The organism is Streptomyces sp. NPDC031365, assembly GCF_055569765.1.
Window position 1 is genome coordinate 18,219 of record NZ_JBVIIM010000040.1, and the last position, 15,773, is coordinate 33,991.

Sequence of the window (15,773 nt, forward strand, 5' to 3'; positions counted from 1 at the left end):
CGGACGAGCCGGAACGGTCCGACGAACTGCCGCCACATGCGTTCCCCATCCGCGCCCTGTCTCACCAGTAGCAGTGAGTCACTCGTCCGAGTGACTTTGATCTGATCGGGCACGCAGGCAGGAATGCTGGCGAGGTGCGAGTACCGACAACGGGAGGAGCGTGCCGTCGTGCTGGACGCCGAGGTGGCGATCGTCGGGGCGGGCGCCGCCGGGCTGTCCCTGGCCCACCGTCTGTCCCGGACCCCGCCCGGAGCCCGGGCACCGTCGGTCGTCCTGGTGGACGCCCCGCCCGGCCCGCTGCGGCCCCCGCGCCGCACGTGGTGCTTCTGGGAAGCGGGCGCCGGCCGCTTCGACGCCGCCGTCACGGCGACCTGGCGGCACCTGCGGGTGCGTCCCCGTTCGGGTCCGGCGATCGAGGCGGACATCGCACCGCTGTCCTACAAGATGATCCGGTCCGACGACTTCGAGCACCTGGTCGCCCGGGACCTGGCCGCCGACCAGGCCACGCGCCGACTGGAGGCGACCGTCGAGACCGTGGAGGACGTGCCCGGGGGAGCACTGGTCCACGTACGGGACACCGGCGGCAGGGCACAGATCCTGCGGACCCGCTGGGTGTTCGACTCACGCCCCCCGGGCAGCCTGCCGGCCGCCCGCACCACGCTGCTGCAGCACTTCCACGGCTGGTTCGTCCGCACCGCCCGCCCGCTCTTCGACCCCCCGACCGCCGACCTGATGGACTTCCGCACCCCCCAGCCCGCGGACGGCCTGTCCTTCGGCTACGTGCTGCCGGTCGGCCGCCATGAGGCGCTGGTGGAGTACACCGAGTTCTCGCCGCGCCCCCTCACCGCCGACGGCTACGAGTCAGCGGTACGGCACTACACCGAGGACGTACTCCGACTGGGGGAGCTGCGGGTCCTGTCCACCGAGACGGGCGTCATCCCGATGACGGACGCCCCGATGGCCCGCCGGTCCGGCGCATCCGTCTTCCGCATCGGTGCCGCGGGCGGCGCCACCCGTCCCTCGACCGGTTACACCTTCGCCGGGATCCAGCGCCAGACGAGCGCCGTCGCCGCCGCCCTGTGCCGGGGCCGCACCCCGGTGCCGCCCCCCGCCCACTCCGCCCGCTCCCGGGCCATGGACGCCGTGCTGCTGCGGGCCCTGGCCAGCGGCAGGGCGGACGGCCCCGACCTGTTCGCCCGCCTCTTCGCCCGCGTCCCCATGCCGCGTCTGCTGCGCTTCCTCGACGGCCGTACCCGGCTCCACGAGGACCTCGCCGTCGGCCTGCACGCCCCCGTCGGCCCCATGCTCCGCTCGGCGCTGGAACTGCCCACCCTGCCCCGCCGCCCGTACGACGGACCCTGACCGGGCCGTCCGCACCCGCCCCTTCTGTACCGGGAGACCGTATGACCCTGCTGCGCGACGAGAACCTAGCCGCCGCGTTCGACCACGCCGCCCGTGGCTACGACGCCCTGGTGGCCGCCAATCCCGGCTACCACGCCCACCTGCGCCGCTCGGCACGCCGCCTGGGACTGCCACGGCGGGGCGAGGGACTGCGGGTCCTGGACCTCGGCTGCGGTACCGGCGCGTCGACCGCCGCACTCGCCACCGTGCTGCCGGGCGCCCGCATCACCGGCGTGGACGCCTCCACCGGGATGCTCGAACGGGCCGCCGCCAAAACCTGGCCGGACGGGGTGACCTTCGTGCGGGCACCGGCGGAAGGACTCGCCTCGGCCGGGGTGGAAGGGCCGTTCGACGCGGTGTTCGCCGCCTACCTCTTCCGCAACGTCTCCGATCCCGACGCCGTACTCACCGCCGTGCGCGACCTGCTCGCCCCGGGCGGCAGACTCGGTGTGCACGAGTACACCCTCACCGGACGGCGCTCGGACCGCGCGGTATGGACCCTGGTGTGCCGCGGCATCGTCCAGCCGGCCGCCGCCGCACTCGGCGACGGTGAGCTGTACCGCCATCTCCGGCGCAGCGTCGTGGAGTTCGACACCGCGGGCCGTTTCGCCGACCGGCTGCGCGCGACCGGTTTCGAGGCGGTGCGCGCATTGCCCCTGCCGGGGTGGCAGACGGGCATCACCCACACCTTCGTCGGACGACGGCCCCGCACGGAAGGCGGGGAGCAGGCATGACCCCCTTGCGCCGCCCGCACGCCGCCCGGCACGGCCGGGACCGCCGCGCCCGTGTGCTCGCACCGCCGCCCGGGGCCCGCCGGATCCAGGGCACCCGCCCGACGACCGCCGTGGTCGGCGGCGGCATCGCCGGACTCGCCGCGGCGACGGCGCTGGCCGAGCGCGGCGTGGCCGTGACACTCTACGAGCGCGCATCCTTCCTGGGCGGACGGGTCGGCGGCTGGCCGGCCGATCTGGCCGACGGTACCCCGGCGACCATGAGCCGCGGCTTCCACGCCTTCTTCCGTCAGTACTACAACCTGCGCGGTCTGCTGCGTCGCACCGACCCCGGACTGGAGCGGCTCACCGGACTGCCGGACTATCCGCTGCGCCACAGCGACGGACCGCGGGACAGCTTCCGCCACGTCCCGCGCACGCCGCCGTGGAGCGCGCTCGGCTTCGCCGCCCTCAGCCCGTCCTTCCGCCCGGGCGACCTGCGCCGCATGAAACCGCGCACCGCCCTCGCGCTGCTCGACGTCCGCGTGCCGGAGGTGTACGAACGTTTCGACGGCATCAGCGCCCACGAATTCCTCGACGCGGTCCGCTTCCCGCACACCGCCCGCCATCTGGCCTTCGAGGTGTTCTCCCGCAGCTTCTTCGCCGATCCCCGGCAGTTGTCGGCGGCCGAGATGATCCTGATGTTCCACATCTACTTCCTCGGTTCCTCCGAGGGGCTGCTGTTCGACGTGCCCGACGGGCCCTTTCCCACCGCCCTGTGGGAACCACTGGCCGGATACCTGCGCCGGCAGGGCGCCGAGATCCGCACCGCCACGGCCGTCGAGCACATCACACCCATCGGGGACGGCGGCTACGAGGTCGCCACCACGGGAACGGAGAGCCGTCACGACACCGTCGTCCTCGCCCTGGACGCCGCGGGCCTGCGGTCCCTGGTCGCCCGCTGCGACCGGCTGGGCGACGGCCCGTGGCGGGAACGGATCGCACGCCTGCGCAACGCTCCGCCGTTCCTCGTCAGCCGCCTGTGGCTGGACCGGCCCGTCGCGCCCGACCGGCCGGCGTTCCTGGGCACGAGCGGTTACGAGGGCATGGACAACATCAGTGTCCTGGACCGCTACGAGGACGAGGCGGCCCGCTGGGCGTCCCGCACCCAAGGCTCCGTGGTCGAACTCCACGCCTACGCCCGGCGTCCCGGGGCGTCCCGCGAGACCGAGCAGAAGCGGCTGATCGGCCAGCTGCACCGCGTCTACCCGGAGACGGCCGGCGCCGCGATCGTCGACGCCCGCCACCTGTGGCGGTCCGACTGCCCCCTGTTCCCCGTCGGGGGATACGCCGACCGGCCGACGGTGCGCACCCCGGACCCGGCACTGGTGGTGGCCGGCGACCTGGTGCGCACCGGCCTGCCCGTCGCCCTCATGGAACGCGCCGCCACGAGCGGCTTCCTCGCCGCCAACGCCCTGCTGCGGCGCTGGGGAGTACGCGGACAGACCCTGTGGACGGTGCCCGACCGGGGGCGCGGCGCCCTGCTGCGGGGCCTGGCCGGACTCGGACGGCAGCCGAACGGGCTGACGGGCTGACGGCGGACCGGTCCGGGTCCGGCGGCCGGGCCGGCCACCGGACCCGGACTGCTCGGACGCCGCTCCCGCCGAGCCCGCCGCGGTGAGGTGTTCGAGGACGCCGGTCCGCCGAAGGAGCCGCCCGAGGACGGGAGGGCGGGAGCCCAGGTGCGGGCACGTGTCGGCGGCGCCGCTGTGACGGTGGATCACGAGCGGTCGGCCGGGCCCGGCGGATCGATACCCATCGGGTAGCGGAGATCCGGCCGCACGGCACCCGGCAGCGCCGGCCCCGGCCGGGAAGCGCAAACCACCGGCGGTCGGCTCCGGACCGCCGTCGTCGTCGAGCTCACCGCTGACGCGCGGTCAGCGACGCGGAACCCGGCCCGCCGCGGGGCCCAGGCCGTACGGGTGCGGTGCGTTCATACGACGGAGCCGCGCACGACGGAGCCGGCGGGCCGGCCCAGAGCGGCCACGCCCTCGCGGACGAAGCGCAGACTCCGGGGGAAGTCGTGCAGTCGCTCCGCGAGGCTGTCCAGTCCCGTCACCAGGGATTCCACCGGAACGCCCCGTGCCGCGAGGACCTCGGAGGTCCATTCCAGGAAGTCGGTGAACACTCCGGGGTCGTCCACGTACAGGGCGGTGGCCAGGAAGTCGAGGATGTGGACCAGGTCCTCCGCGGTCCGATCCCGCTGCGCGTCGCTGTATCCGTGCATCGCCGGGAAACGGCGCTCCAGGTCCGCCAGCACCTGTCCGACCAGGCGGCTGCGGTACTGGACCACCATCGTGTACTCCTGGTCCGCCAGGTGAGGCAGGTCGTCGACCGCCTGCCGGACCGCGGTGGGGCGCGGCAGACCGGCCTCCAGCGCGGTGGCCGCGCCGCGGGCGTCGGGCGCCCACCCGTCGGCGCCCAGGGCCCGGGCGAACCGTCCGTCCTCCCCGAAGGCCCTGCCACCGGCGAGCACGGGCACCCCGACGGCCTGGCAGGCGGTGATGGCCGCATGCGCCGCCGGCAGATGGGTGGGGATCGACCCGGAGAGCAGCACCGCGTCGGAGTTGGTGTGGTGCTGATGGGCGACGAGGTGGGGGGTGGGCGTCTGGGCGCCCAGGTAGTCCACCTGCCAGCCCCGCAGCCGCAGGACCTCGGTGACGAGCCGGGCCGGGAAGGCGTGCCACTCGCCGTCTACACAGCTGACCGTCACCCGGCCACGGTGCGCGGGGACGGGCCCGCCCGTCGGCGGACGGTGGGCGAGAACGGCGATCACTCGCTCGTTGATGGCCGTGGCCGCGTGCTCCTGGGCGACGCTGATGCGGTCGGCGGCCCATTCGGTACCGATCTTCGCCTGCACCGCCGCGACCACGTCGAGCAGCAGGGCCTCCTCCTCCCACCCCGCGTCGAGACCGGCGCGCACCACGTCTACGGCGTCGTACTCGCTCCCCTCGAGCACCGCCTGCCAGAGCCTGTCGCGCAGAACCGCGGCCGGAGGCGTCCCGCTCACACCGTCCTCCTCGGATGACCGTTCCCGGTGCTGTCCGCCCCCACCGGCCGGGTTGTGCGCGGCGCGCTGATGGCGAGGGCGGCCATGTCGTCGTGGCCGCCGCTGCCCAGCCACTGTGCGGCCAGCATCTGCACCCGCTCCACGATCGCTTCCCCCGGCATACCGGCGCACTCCACCAGCGCCTGGCGCAGACGGTGTTCACCGAACAGTTCGTCACCCAGCGGCCCTCCGCGGGCCTCGGTGATGCCGTCGGTGTAGAGCAGGCAGGTCTCCCCGGGCGCGAGTACCTCCTCCGCCGTGTGCACCGTGACGGAGGAAAGCGCTCCGACTAGGGTGCCGTGGGTGTCCGCCTCTTCGACGCGGCCGTCGGTGCGGACGATGAGCGGCGGCATGTGTCCGGCGCTGGTCAGCCGCAGTCGCACCCGCCCGTCGTCCTCGCGCTTCACACCGGCCAGCACCATGGTGGCGAACCGGGTGTGGTGCGAGGCGAGCAAAGCTCCGTTGAGCAGGGTGAGGACCCGCTCGTGGTCGGACGCCAGTGGCAGCAGCGCGTGCAGGGTGTTGCGGATCTTCCCGGTGAGGACCGCCGCGTCGAGCCCCTTGCCGGCCACGTCACCCAGCACGACGAACGTCTCCCGCGAGCCACCGGGCCCGGGGTGGACCTCGTAGAAGTCACCACCGATCCGCTCGTGGTCGCTGGCGGCCCGGTAGCGTCCCGCGTAGTCCACCCCGTGCAGGTTCTCCAGCGTCGGCGGCAGCAGTTCCCGCATGAGCGTGGTGATGATCGCACTCTGCTCGCCGTAGAGGCGCGCGGCCGACAGCGCGGCACCCGCGCGTGCGGCGAAGAGCCGGGCGAACGCCTCCTCGTCCGGGGAGAACGTCTGCGCGGTGCTGGAGCGGAGCAGGATCAGCGCACCGGCGGACACCCCGTGGCCGGGAAGCGGCGTGACGATGGCGGAACCGACCGGCCCGCCGAAGCCGGTCGGCACGACCCACTCGGGAAGTGCACCGGGGTCGATCCAGCGCGCCGGCACCGGCGGGAACCCCTGGAGTGCCTCGGCCAGCCCCGGGACGCTGCGAGGATCGAGCTGACGAGAGGCCTGCACCACGGACTCGCCGCGCAGGGCACGGGCCACGGTGTGGCGACGCCCGACGGGCGGCAGGACGAGCAGCGCGGCATCGGCCAGGTGCTCCGCCGCCATCTGCACCGTCACCTCCACACAGCGCGGCACATTCAGCGACGACAGCAGGGCGCTGAAGACCATGGCGTGGGTCTGTGCCTGTGCGCAGGCGTCTCGCAGGGACGTTTCCGCCCGGCGGCGGTCGGTTCCGTCCACCAGCCACCACACCACGCCCCCGTCCGCGAGCGGGGTGGGACGCGCCTCGTAGAACCGGTCACCGATCTCCCCGGCGGCCGGCGGGCCCTTCGGACGGTCCCTCCGGTCGGTGAGGTTCCGGTGCGCGTCCGCCAGCCAGGAGGGCACCACGTCCCGTGCGGCACCGCCGTCTCGGCGGTCCGTCAGCACCATCCGGGCGGGCGCGTTCAGGTCCGCGACCGTTCCGTGCGCGTCGAGGACCAGTACCGGGTACGGGGCGTCCCTCCACGTCGGACCGACACGGGCGTCCGCGTCGTGCGGGTGGGCGGGTGGGCCGGAGGATGGAATCACAGGCGCGGGTACGCGTCGTGCGCACCCCACCACCTCTCTGCCAGGGAACTGCGGTCACAGCCACCGTCCCTCATCCGTGTCCGCGAAGGCAACCTGACCTGGCGGCACCCTGCCCGGGCGGCGACGTGCCCGCCGGGCGACCGGGTACCCCGGGGCGCCGGTCCCGCACCTCACGCGCCCGCGTCGCCGCCCGCCCTCTCGCCGGACTCCACGCGGGTCGTGCCGGTGGCCGCGCCCTTCAGGCCGGCGGCGCGGCCGCCCGCACGGCGCGGTGGACGGCGCGGGCCAGCCGCGCTCCCCACAGGGAGCGGGGCCCGGCGAAGGCGTGCTCCTCCTCACCGGGGCCCGGGGTCCGGGAGATCACGCACACCGCGTCGGTCGGGGTCCCGGAACAGTCGTGCCCGGACTCGACGAGGGCCTGCACCTTCGCCTCCGTGACCGTGGCCACCGCGTTGACCAGGGCGGCGTCGCTCAGTGGGACCGGTACGGCGGCGACGATGTTGATCGTGCCCGGCGCGTGCGGCCCGTTCGTATCCCCGGCGGCCGCGGCGGCCCAGCCGCGCACGTCGATGCCGGCCGTGACGAAGGCGTCCGCGCCGTCGTCGTGTCCGTGGGCATACGCCGAGACGTCGGCCGCCGTCATCAGCCCCACCCCCGGACCCTCCGCGACCGCGTCGCCGGCGAGGCCGGCGAGGTGCCGGTCGGGGTCGGTGCGCCGGTAGCCGTGGGAGACCTGAGCGTTCAGGACCCAGGCCCGCTCGCCCAAGCCCCCGCCGAGCACCGCGCTGCTGATCACCCGATGCCCGGGACCTGTGACCCAGAGCAGTGCGTGCAGCCGCTCACCGCCCTCCTCACGGGTCAGACGGCGGGGGTGCGCAAGAGTGGGAGTGGTACGGGGCGGCGGGAGAACGGCGGTCACCGGGCGGGGCTCCTTGCGGGATCGGACCGGCCGATCGTACGGCCGGGCGGCCGGCCCGCCCGCGCGGGGGTGTCTCAGTGCGGTCGTGCTTCCTGCGGCCCGGGCCCGCGGAAGCAGGCGGTGATGGTCTTGCCGTGGGGACAGGGATGTGTCTCCCACGCGTCGGCCAGGGCGTCGACGAGGAACCTGCCGCGTCCGCCGACCCGTTCGGTGCTCGGCCCCCGGGGCGCCGGCAGCAAGGCCGAGGTGTCGTGCACCGAGATGTGCAGGCACCGCTGGTCCCAGGTCATGATCAGCTGAGCGGTGCTCCGGGCGTGCCGGTGGGCGTTGGTGACCAGCTCCGACACGGTCAGCAGCACGGCATCCACCGTCTCGGGGGCGGAGGTGGTCCAGCCCAGCGCGCCGAGATGCCCGTGTGCCCAGTCCCGGGCCGCCTTCACCTCGCTGTCCAGCGGCAGTGAGCGCGCCCAGCCCACTGCGCGGACCGACGATCCGGTCATGGTGGTCCTTCCTGGTCACGGTCGCACGGCCCGGTCATGGGCCGGGCCGTGCGCGGGGGAGTGGGAAGACTCAGCGGTGACCACCACCGCGGAACTTGCCCAGCAGACGCTGGGCCTGGGCCCGGCGCCGGGGGTCGGCCGCCGCCCGCCGCGCGTGCTCGGTCGTACGCCGCCCCTGAGGACTCCTCGTGAACTGCTTGATGCGCTCCATCATGCTCGGCATGGGTGCTCCTTTCCGTGGATGTCCGCACTGATGCCTGCCGTACTCCGGCTACCCCCTGCGGGCGGAGTCAGCCCTGCGGAAGGCCCCACGGACTCACGCCTCCCTCAGCGGCTCGTTCACCTCGGTTCCCGGGCCCGAACGTCCACGCCACGCCTTCCCGGGCCGTCCGGATCCCCGGTGGCACGCGGAACCGGTGGGTGCGGTGGGCGCCGTCCGGTTCGGGTGAGGGGGCGAGGACCTCGATCAGGACGGCGGGTTCGTCGTCGGCGGGCTCGAGCAGCCGGGGCCTGTGCGTCCCGGTGCGGGGGCCGCGCACCGGAGTCGGCCGCGTGGCGGTCGTGGCCGTAGTCTTCGAGCGGCACCCGCCGCGGTTCGGCGTTCTCCCCCCGCATCCGCTCCGGTGAGCACACCGGGCTTCTCCCCGAAGGCGCGCGTCACCGGCATGCCGCGCCGGGCGACAGCGCGAACCCGGACGGCGGCCACCTGAGGGATGTGCGCCCGGGGCCCTGTCAGTTCACCACCTGCGACCACCACTTCGGCTGCGTCCACCTCGAAACGCTGCCGCTGTACGAGTGTTCGCCGACGGGGTGCTGGAACGGATCCCGGCACCTGCCGTCCGGCGCGGGGCGCCGGGGGGTGTTTGCCGCGGGGGACAGCGGCAAGTCGGTCTCCATGAGTGAACAGAGCAGGAACGCGAACCGGAAGACCACGACCGCCCGCTCCGTGGCGTCCAAGACCCAGGACGCCACGGACAAGGCGACCGCTCCCGCCGGACAGGCGGCGAACAAGGCCGCCGGCAAGGCGAGTGAGGCGGCGTCAGCGACCGCGTCGGGTGCCGAGCGCGCGGCCCAGGCGGCGAGCGGCGCCGCACAGACGGCGGCCAAGGGCGTCGAGGTGGGCCGCCGCGCGGTCGTCGCCACCTCGGGACAGGTCGCCGCCGGCGCCAAGACGGCCTGGACGGTCATCGCCAACCGCAGGCTCGTCGCCGCCGGTGCGGCGGCCGGCCTGACCGCACTGACCGCCGCCTCCTACGCGGTGGGCCGCCGCGCGGAACGCCACACCCACGGCCCCTTCACCCGGATGACCGGCGGACGGATCTGACCTCGCGGGCGGAACCGGTCCGAGGACGGCGGATCCGCCCCGGGGCGCCGGGTTCCACCCCGGGACGGCGGGGCTGAGCCCGGCAGGGCCCGGCCCACTCGCGCGGTGCGGCCCCGAAGCGGAAAGATGTCTCCGCAAGCGGAGAATCAACCCATGCGGAGGAGTGGGCACATGCAGCACGAGCGAGCGGGCGGCCCGGCCGGCCCCGAGGATCTCGTCGACGTCGCTCGGCTGGTCACGGCGTACTACGCACTGCACCCCGATCTCGAGGATCCGGGACAGCGCGTCGCGTTCGGGACGTCGGGACACCGCGGTTCGTCACTGACGGCCGCGTGCAACGAGGACCACATCGCCGCGACTAGCCAGGCCATCGTCGAGTACCGTTCCGGACAGGGCACCGACGGACCGCTCTTCCTCGGCGCCGACACCCACGCGCTCTCCGAGCCCGCGCGCGTCACCGCCCTGGAGGTGTTCGCCGCGGGCGGGGTCACGGTGCTCCTCGACAGCGCCGACGGCTACACCCCGACCCCGGCGGTCTCGCACGCCATCCTCGCCCACAACCGGGGCCGCACCACGGGCCTCGCGGACGGCGTCGTCGTCACCCCGTCCCACAACCCGCCCGCCGACGGCGGGTTCAAGTACAACCCGCCCAGCGGCGGCCCGGCCGGTTCGGACGCCACCGGCTGGATCCAGGACCGGGCCAACGAGATCATCCGCGACGGTCTCAAGGACGTCCGCCGCATCCCGTACGCCCGTGCCCTGACGGCACCCGGAACCGGCCGGTACGACTTCCTCGGCACCTATGTCGCGGATCTGCCGAACGTGCTGGACCTGGACGCGATCCGCGCGGCCGGCGTACGCATCGGCGCCGATCCGCTGGGCGGGGCGTCCGTCGCCTACTGGGGACGGATCGCCGACCAGCACGGCCTCGACCTCACGGTGGTCAACCCGCTCACCGACCCCACCTGGCGGTTCATGACCCTGGACTGGGACGGCAGGATCCGCATGGACTGCTCGTCGCCGCACGCCATGGCGTCCCTCATCGGCCGGCGCGACCGCTTCGACATCGCCACCGGCAACGACGCGGACGCCGACCGGCACGGCATCGTCACCCCGGATGCCGGGCTGATGAACCCCAACCACTACCTCGCCACGGCGATCGGCTACCTCTACGCGCACCGTGAGCAGTGGCCGTCGACGGCCGGGGTCGGCAAGACGCTGGTGTCCTCCGCGATGATCGACCGGGTCGCCGCCGATCTGAAGCGCGAACTGGTCGAGGTGCCCGTCGGGTTCAAGTGGTTCGTGGACGGGCTGGCCGGCGGCACCCTCGGTTTCGGCGGCGAGGAGTCGGCCGGGGCCTCGTTCCTGCGCCGGGACGGCTCGGTGTGGACCACCGACAAGGACGGCATCATCCTGGCGCTGCTCGCCTCCGAGATCACGGCGGTCACCGGGAAGACGCCCTCCGCGCACTATGCCGCGCTCACCGCCCGTTTCGGCGAGCCCGCCTACGAGCGGATCGACGCCCCGGCCACCCGCGAGGAGAAGGCCCGGCTGGCGAGGCTCTCCCCGGCCCAGGTCACCGCCGGCGCCCTCGCCGGGGAGCCGGTCACCGCGGTGCTCACCGAGGCCCCGGGCAACGGCGCGTCCATCGGGGGCATCAAGGTGACCACGGACAGTGCCTGGTTCGCCGCCCGTCCTTCCGGCACCGAGGACGTGTACAAGATCTACGCGGAGTCGTTCCAGGGACCCGGCCATCTCAGCCGGGTACAGGAGGAGGCCAAGGCCGTGGTCCTCGCCGCACTGAGCGGCTGATCCGGGCCTCGTACGGCCGCGTCCCGGTCACCCGTCAGCGGGGGCCCGGGGCGCCTCAACCGGCCTGGACGGCGGGGCTGGAGGGGGACGGGGACGTGAACCCGGGCGATTCGGACGTCGCCGCCGTGGGCAGGTCCGCCGGCGCCACCTCCGACTGCTGCAGCACGCTGTCGCCGCCCGGTCCCTCGACCGGCGTGCCCGCTCCGGTGGACAGCTGGGACCACGCGCCCAGCGCCAGGGCGATCGCGGCGGCCGTGCCCACCACGCGTCCGACACGGCGCAGTCTGGCGCGGCGGTCCAGGTCCCGCCAGGACGGGCCCTCCCACGGGTCGTCAGGACGCCACAGATCACCGACCGACGAGGCGGCACCGGCGTCCGCTCCCGGCGCTCCGGCGCGCGGGCGGGGCTGCGGCCGCGCCGTCCGCTGGTGTGCGGAGGGCTCCTTGGGGGCGGTGGCCCGGATGGCGTGCTCGGTGTCGGTGAGGAACCGCTGCCAGACGTCCTCGGGCACGGACGGCGTACCGTCGTGCTCGTCCGGCGGTCCGCCGGCGTCCGGGCTCTGCGCGGTCACGTGCGTTCATTCCTCTCGTGTGCGGGAGCCCGCGACGGCCTCTCGGCCGACGCACCGGGGTCCCGCCAGGATCATCGCACAGCGCAAAAACGGAAGGACAGGGGGTTGGGCCACTCGTCACCCCCCCCGATCCGGCCGATCGTGCCGATCCGGCCGAAACCGGCCCGGAAGTCCTTACGCGCGGTTGACGCCACCCTCAAGTCCCCCCGCCCCAGGGGGCGCACATGCCACTCTGATGAGGTGGCAAGACGCCGCGGCACACGGGGAAGCGGCTGCCGCGGACCGGCGCCCCGGGCATCCCGTCCGGGGCGTCGCGCTTGCCCGCGCGGTGGCTGACCGTGCCGTCGGCCCCGACGGGACTCGATTGGATAAAGGTCCGCAGCGGAGGCCACGACGCCCTGATGACCTTTGCATAGTCTAAAGGTGGGGGAGGGGCGTCTGCGGTGGAAACGGGCGGCTCCCGAGTGCTCTCGACACCGCTGGAGCAGGTCATGACCGACGAGAAACCGTCACCGGACCCGTGGGCGCTGTCCTGGACACCGCTCGCGGTGATGGCGGTGATCGCCGTCGTCGACGTCGTGGCGGGCCCGGGCATCGGACTGCTGCCACTGGTGTCGCTCGGGCCCGCCTTCGCCGGACTGGTGGGCGGCTGGCGCCGTACCGCGGTGATCGGCGCACTCGCCCTGCTGCTCTGCGTCGGCCTGGGCGTGTACAACGGGCTGTTCGCGGAGCGCCGCGGCTACACCGCCATGGCGTCGGTCGCCGGCGTCACCGGCGTCGGTATCGCGGCCGCGGTGACGCGTTCGCGCCGGGAGGCGGAACTGGCCAGTGTGCGGTCGATCGCCGAGGTCGCCCAGCGGGTGCTGCTGCGGCCGGTGCCGCTGACCGCCGGTCCCGTGCAGGCGGCCGTGTCCTACACCTCCGCCGTCGCGGAGGCACGCATCGGCGGGGACCTCTACGAGGTGGTGGCCTCGCCGCACGGAGTCCGCGTCATCCTCGGCGATGTGCAGGGCAAGGGCCTGGCCGCGGTGGAGACGGCGGCCGTGGTGCTCGGCGCCTTCCGGGAGGCCGCCTACGACGAGCCCGACCTGCTCGGGGTGGGCGAGCGGGTGGAACGCAGCGTGGGCCGTGAGCTGGAGGGCGAGCGGTTCGTCACCGCGGTCCTCGCGGAGATCGGCGCCGGCGAGGAGGTCGTCCTCCTCAACTACGGCCATCCGACCCCGATGCTCCTGCGCCGCGACGGCAGCATCGACTTCCCCGAACCGCCGGAGTTCGCTCTGCCGCTGGGCCTGTCCGCGCTCGGGGCCGACGGGCCGGAGCCCTACCGGGTGGCGTTCGCCCCGGGCGAGCAGCTGCTGCTCTACACCGACGGCGTGACCGAGGCTCGTGACCGGGACGGGCGCTTCTATCCGCTGGGCGAGCGCACGCACCTGCTCAAGGAACCCGACGCGCACCGCGCCCTGGAGGCCCTGCGCGAGGATCTGGTACAGCATGCCGGCGGACCGCCCGGCGACGACGCGGCGATGCTCCTGCTCCGCTACCACCGACACCGGGAGGAGGGGCCCGCGCCCCTCGGACGAATGAGCGGTCCGTCCGGGGAGGTACAAAGGAAGGATGGGGGAGCATGAGACGCCCGACGGGGCCATGGACGACGTCGAGGCCGTCACCCGCGCGGTGCTGACCGCCTCGCGGCTGCTGGTGGCGGTCTCCGCGCGGTCGCTCGCCGCGGTCGAGGACCGGGTGACGCTGCCGCAGTTCCGGATGCTGGTGGTGCTCTCCACGCGGGGCGCGACCAAACTGGTCGCCCTCGCCGATCTCCTGCACGTCGCCCCGTCCACCGCGATGCGCATGGTCGACCGGCTGATAGCGGCCGGGCTCGCCGACCGGCAGACCAATCCCGCCAACCGCAGGGAGACACTGCTGCGGCTCACCGACGAGGGGCGGCGGACGGTCGAGGACGTCACCGCCCGCCGCCGGGCCGAGATCGGCGCGATCGTCGAACGGCTGGCCCCGCGGCAGCGGGCGGCCCTGGTCGGGGCGCTCACCGCCTTCAACGAGGCAGGCGGAGAACCGCCGGCCGGCGAACCGGAGCCGTTCCCGCTCGGCTGGGCCACGGACGGGGCCGGCACGCACGGCGGGTGAGCTGGTCGGGCGCCTGCTTTTGCCGGACCGGCAACAACGCTGGTCCCGTCCGTGCCGCTCCCTCCATGCTCGACGGACGATCTCCGGCGACGCGGACCGAAGGGCCGGAGATCCCGGACAACGTCTGGAGCACCCATGTCACCGCACTCGGCGAACGGTCTCACGCACCGCCTCGTCCCCTCGCCCGCCGGCCGTACCCACGTCGTGGAACAGGGCAGCGGTCCTCTCGTTCTGCTCGTCCACGGCTTTCCGGAGTCCTGGTACTCCTGGCGCCACCAGCTCCCCGTGCTGGCCGCGGCCGGCTACCGCGCGGCGGCCGTCGACGTGCGCGGTTACGGCCGTTCCTCCCGGCCGGCCGCCACGGACGCCTACCGCATGCGCGAACTCGTGGCGGACACCGCCGCGGTGGTGTCCGCCCTGGGTGAGCGCACCGCCGTCGTCGTGGGCCACGACTGGGGGGCGGCCATCGCCGCGAACGCCGCACTCATCCGGCCGGAGGTCTTCCGCGCGGTGGCCATGCTCAGCGTCCCGTACACCCCGCGCGGCGGCCCGAGGCCGAGCACGGTCTTCGCCTCCATGGGCGGCGACGAGGAGTTCTACGTCTCGTACTTCCAGGAACCTGGCCGGGCCGAGGCCGAGATCGAGCCCGACGTACGCGGCTGGCTCGCCGGGTTCTACGCGGCGCTGTCCGCGGACACCCTGCCCGCACCCGGCGCACCCCTGCCCCACTTCGTCAGCCCGGGCGGAACACTCCGCGACCGGTTTCCCGCCGGGCCGCTCCCGGCCTGGCTGAGCGAGGCGGACCTGGACGTGTTCGCGGGAGAGTTCGAGCGGACCGGGATGAGCGGAGCGCTGGCCCGCTACCGCGCCATGGACCGCGACTGGGAGGAGCTCGCCGACCACGACGGCGCCCCCGTCACCCAGCCGTCCCTGTTCATCGGCGGCGGACTCGACGCCTCCACCACCTGGATGGCCGACGCGATCAGCGCCTTCCCCGTCACGCTCCCCGGCCTGGTGTCCTCCCACATCCTCGAAGGCTGCGGCCACTGGCTCCAGCAGGAACGCCCCGACGAGACCAACCGCATCCTGACGGACTGGCTCACCGGGCTGCCCAAAACCGCATGTTAGGTTCCCCTTCGGAGAGCGACCGCGGACAGCCGCGCGTTCACGCACGGGGGACGGTGACACCTCATGACGTCAGAAGGCAGTGGCACACCGGGCGCCGGGGCACCCCTCCCGCGGATCCTGTGCGACACGGCCGCGCTGGCCGCCGCCGTCGACGACACGTCCGCCGGCGCCCTGTGGCGGCTCGCGGAGTCAGGCCGGCAACTCGACGCCAACGTCGTGCGTCTTCCACCGGGGCACCGGGTCGACACCCACCGCGAGCCCGAACTCGACGTCCTCCTGCTCGTCCTCGCGGGCAACGGCACCCTCACGGCCCCCGACGGCCCGCGGTCCCTGCCCACCGGCACCCTGACCTGGCTCCCGCACGGCTCCACCCGAAGCCTCGCCGCCGGCCCCGAGGGCCTGACCTACCTCACCGTGCACCGCCGTCGCCCCGGCATGCGGATCCGAAGCCGGAACCCGGCAGTTGACAACATGTGACCATCGCGGCCACAGAGTGATAACAGCGGACAACTTCTGCACGCTTCGTGCG

General features: G+C 74.0%; 16 protein-coding genes and 1 pseudogene. 9 read left to right on the plus strand and 8 right to left on the minus strand.

The features are described 5' to 3' along the window. Positions 1-168: 168 nt before the first annotated feature. Genes ACZ5C2_RS35360 through ACZ5C2_RS35370 form a run of 3 tightly spaced genes read left to right on the plus strand, consistent with a single transcriptional unit; the run spans position 169 to position 3,706 of the window. On the plus strand, positions 169-1,362 hold the full coding sequence (locus ACZ5C2_RS35360) for a lycopene cyclase family protein (protein WP_468800526.1): 1,194 nt from the start codon (positions 169-171) through the stop codon (positions 1,360-1,362). Positions 1,363-1,403: 41 nt separating this feature from the next. After that, complete coding sequence (locus tag ACZ5C2_RS35365) at positions 1,404-2,135, plus strand: methyltransferase domain-containing protein (protein WP_468800528.1); 732 nt, start codon at positions 1,404-1,406, stop codon at positions 2,133-2,135. Further along, positions 2,132-3,706 (plus strand): FAD-dependent oxidoreductase, encoded by a 1,575-nt coding sequence (locus ACZ5C2_RS35370; protein WP_468800530.1) that lies wholly within the window; start codon positions 2,132-2,134, stop codon positions 3,704-3,706. Before ACZ5C2_RS35365 ends, ACZ5C2_RS35370 begins: the two co-directional genes overlap by 4 nt. A 398-nt stretch (positions 3,707-4,104) precedes the next feature. Here the strand turns inward: ACZ5C2_RS35370 and ACZ5C2_RS35375 are convergent, their stop codons facing one another. The 7 genes and pseudogenes from ACZ5C2_RS35375 to ACZ5C2_RS35405 all read right to left on the minus strand — a co-directional run. Beyond that, entirely contained in the window at positions 4,105-5,181 is a 1,077-nt protein-coding gene (locus ACZ5C2_RS35375) for a cobalamin B12-binding domain-containing protein (protein WP_468800532.1), read from the minus strand. Further along, the gene (locus ACZ5C2_RS35380) at positions 5,178-6,848 is read right to left on the minus strand and encodes a PP2C family protein-serine/threonine phosphatase (RefSeq protein ID WP_468800534.1); all 1,671 of its coding nucleotides are present in this window, start codon (positions 6,846-6,848) and stop codon (positions 5,178-5,180) included. Before ACZ5C2_RS35380 ends, ACZ5C2_RS35375 begins: the two co-directional genes overlap by 4 nt. Before the next feature lie 238 nt (positions 6,849-7,086). Next, a complete protein-coding gene (locus tag ACZ5C2_RS35385; protein WP_468800537.1) occupies positions 7,087-7,767 on the minus strand; it encodes an adenosylcobinamide amidohydrolase in 681 nt (226 codons plus the stop codon). Between the two features lie 74 nt (positions 7,768-7,841). Beyond that, positions 7,842-8,267 carry an ATP-binding protein gene (locus ACZ5C2_RS35390; RefSeq protein ID WP_468800539.1) on the minus strand — a complete coding sequence of 142 codons (426 nt, stop codon included), beginning with the start codon at positions 8,265-8,267 and terminating at the stop codon, positions 7,842-7,844. A 70-nt stretch (positions 8,268-8,337) separates the two neighbouring features. After that, positions 8,338-8,490 carry a hypothetical protein gene (locus ACZ5C2_RS35395; RefSeq protein WP_468800542.1) on the minus strand — a complete coding sequence of 51 codons (153 nt, stop codon included), beginning with the start codon at positions 8,488-8,490 and terminating at the stop codon, positions 8,338-8,340. 67 nt (positions 8,491-8,557) lie between these two features. Beyond that, positions 8,558-8,806, minus strand: a complete 249-nt coding sequence (locus ACZ5C2_RS35400; RefSeq protein ID WP_468800545.1) for a DUF6745 domain-containing protein — start codon at positions 8,804-8,806, stop codon at positions 8,558-8,560. 25 nt (positions 8,807-8,831) lie between these two features. Beyond that, positions 8,832-8,882 (minus strand): annotated as a pseudogene (locus ACZ5C2_RS35405) (hypothetical protein); the annotation flags it as partial. A 280-nt stretch (positions 8,883-9,162) separates the two neighbouring features. Between ACZ5C2_RS35405 and ACZ5C2_RS35410 the strand changes: the two are divergent. Together ACZ5C2_RS35410 and pgm are read left to right on the plus strand one after the other, a co-directional pair. Then, positions 9,163-9,591, plus strand: a complete 429-nt coding sequence (locus ACZ5C2_RS35410; RefSeq protein WP_468800548.1) for a hypothetical protein — start codon at positions 9,163-9,165, stop codon at positions 9,589-9,591. Positions 9,592-9,762: 171 nt separating this feature from the next. Continuing rightward, positions 9,763-11,403 (plus strand): phosphoglucomutase (alpha-D-glucose-1,6-bisphosphate-dependent), encoded by a 1,641-nt coding sequence (gene pgm, locus ACZ5C2_RS35415; RefSeq protein WP_468800550.1) that lies wholly within the window; start codon positions 9,763-9,765, stop codon positions 11,401-11,403. Between the two features lie 55 nt (positions 11,404-11,458). On the opposite strand, the gene ACZ5C2_RS35420 is transcribed toward pgm, so the two are convergent. Next, positions 11,459-11,974 (minus strand): hypothetical protein, encoded by a 516-nt coding sequence (locus ACZ5C2_RS35420; protein ID WP_468800553.1) that lies wholly within the window; start codon positions 11,972-11,974, stop codon positions 11,459-11,461. Between the two features lie 491 nt (positions 11,975-12,465). Between ACZ5C2_RS35420 and ACZ5C2_RS35425 the strand changes: the two genes are divergently transcribed. From ACZ5C2_RS35425 to ACZ5C2_RS35440, 4 genes are all read left to right on the plus strand, one after another. Beyond that, positions 12,466-13,602: a PP2C family protein-serine/threonine phosphatase gene (locus tag ACZ5C2_RS35425; protein ID WP_468800555.1), complete on the plus strand. Its 1,137-nt coding sequence runs from the start codon at positions 12,466-12,468 to the stop codon at positions 13,600-13,602. Then, positions 13,589-14,116, plus strand: coding sequence for a MarR family winged helix-turn-helix transcriptional regulator (locus tag ACZ5C2_RS35430; protein ID WP_468800557.1), 528 nt, complete (start codon positions 13,589-13,591; stop codon positions 14,114-14,116). Before ACZ5C2_RS35425 ends, ACZ5C2_RS35430 begins: the two co-directional genes overlap by 14 nt. A 135-nt stretch (positions 14,117-14,251) precedes the next feature. Next, positions 14,252-15,244, plus strand: coding sequence for an alpha/beta fold hydrolase (locus tag ACZ5C2_RS35435; protein ID WP_468800560.1), 993 nt, complete (start codon positions 14,252-14,254; stop codon positions 15,242-15,244). A gap of 63 nt (positions 15,245-15,307) precedes the next feature. Beyond that, complete coding sequence (locus tag ACZ5C2_RS35440) at positions 15,308-15,721, plus strand: cupin domain-containing protein (RefSeq protein WP_468800563.1); 414 nt, start codon at positions 15,308-15,310, stop codon at positions 15,719-15,721. The last annotated feature ends 52 nt before the right edge of the window (positions 15,722-15,773 follow it).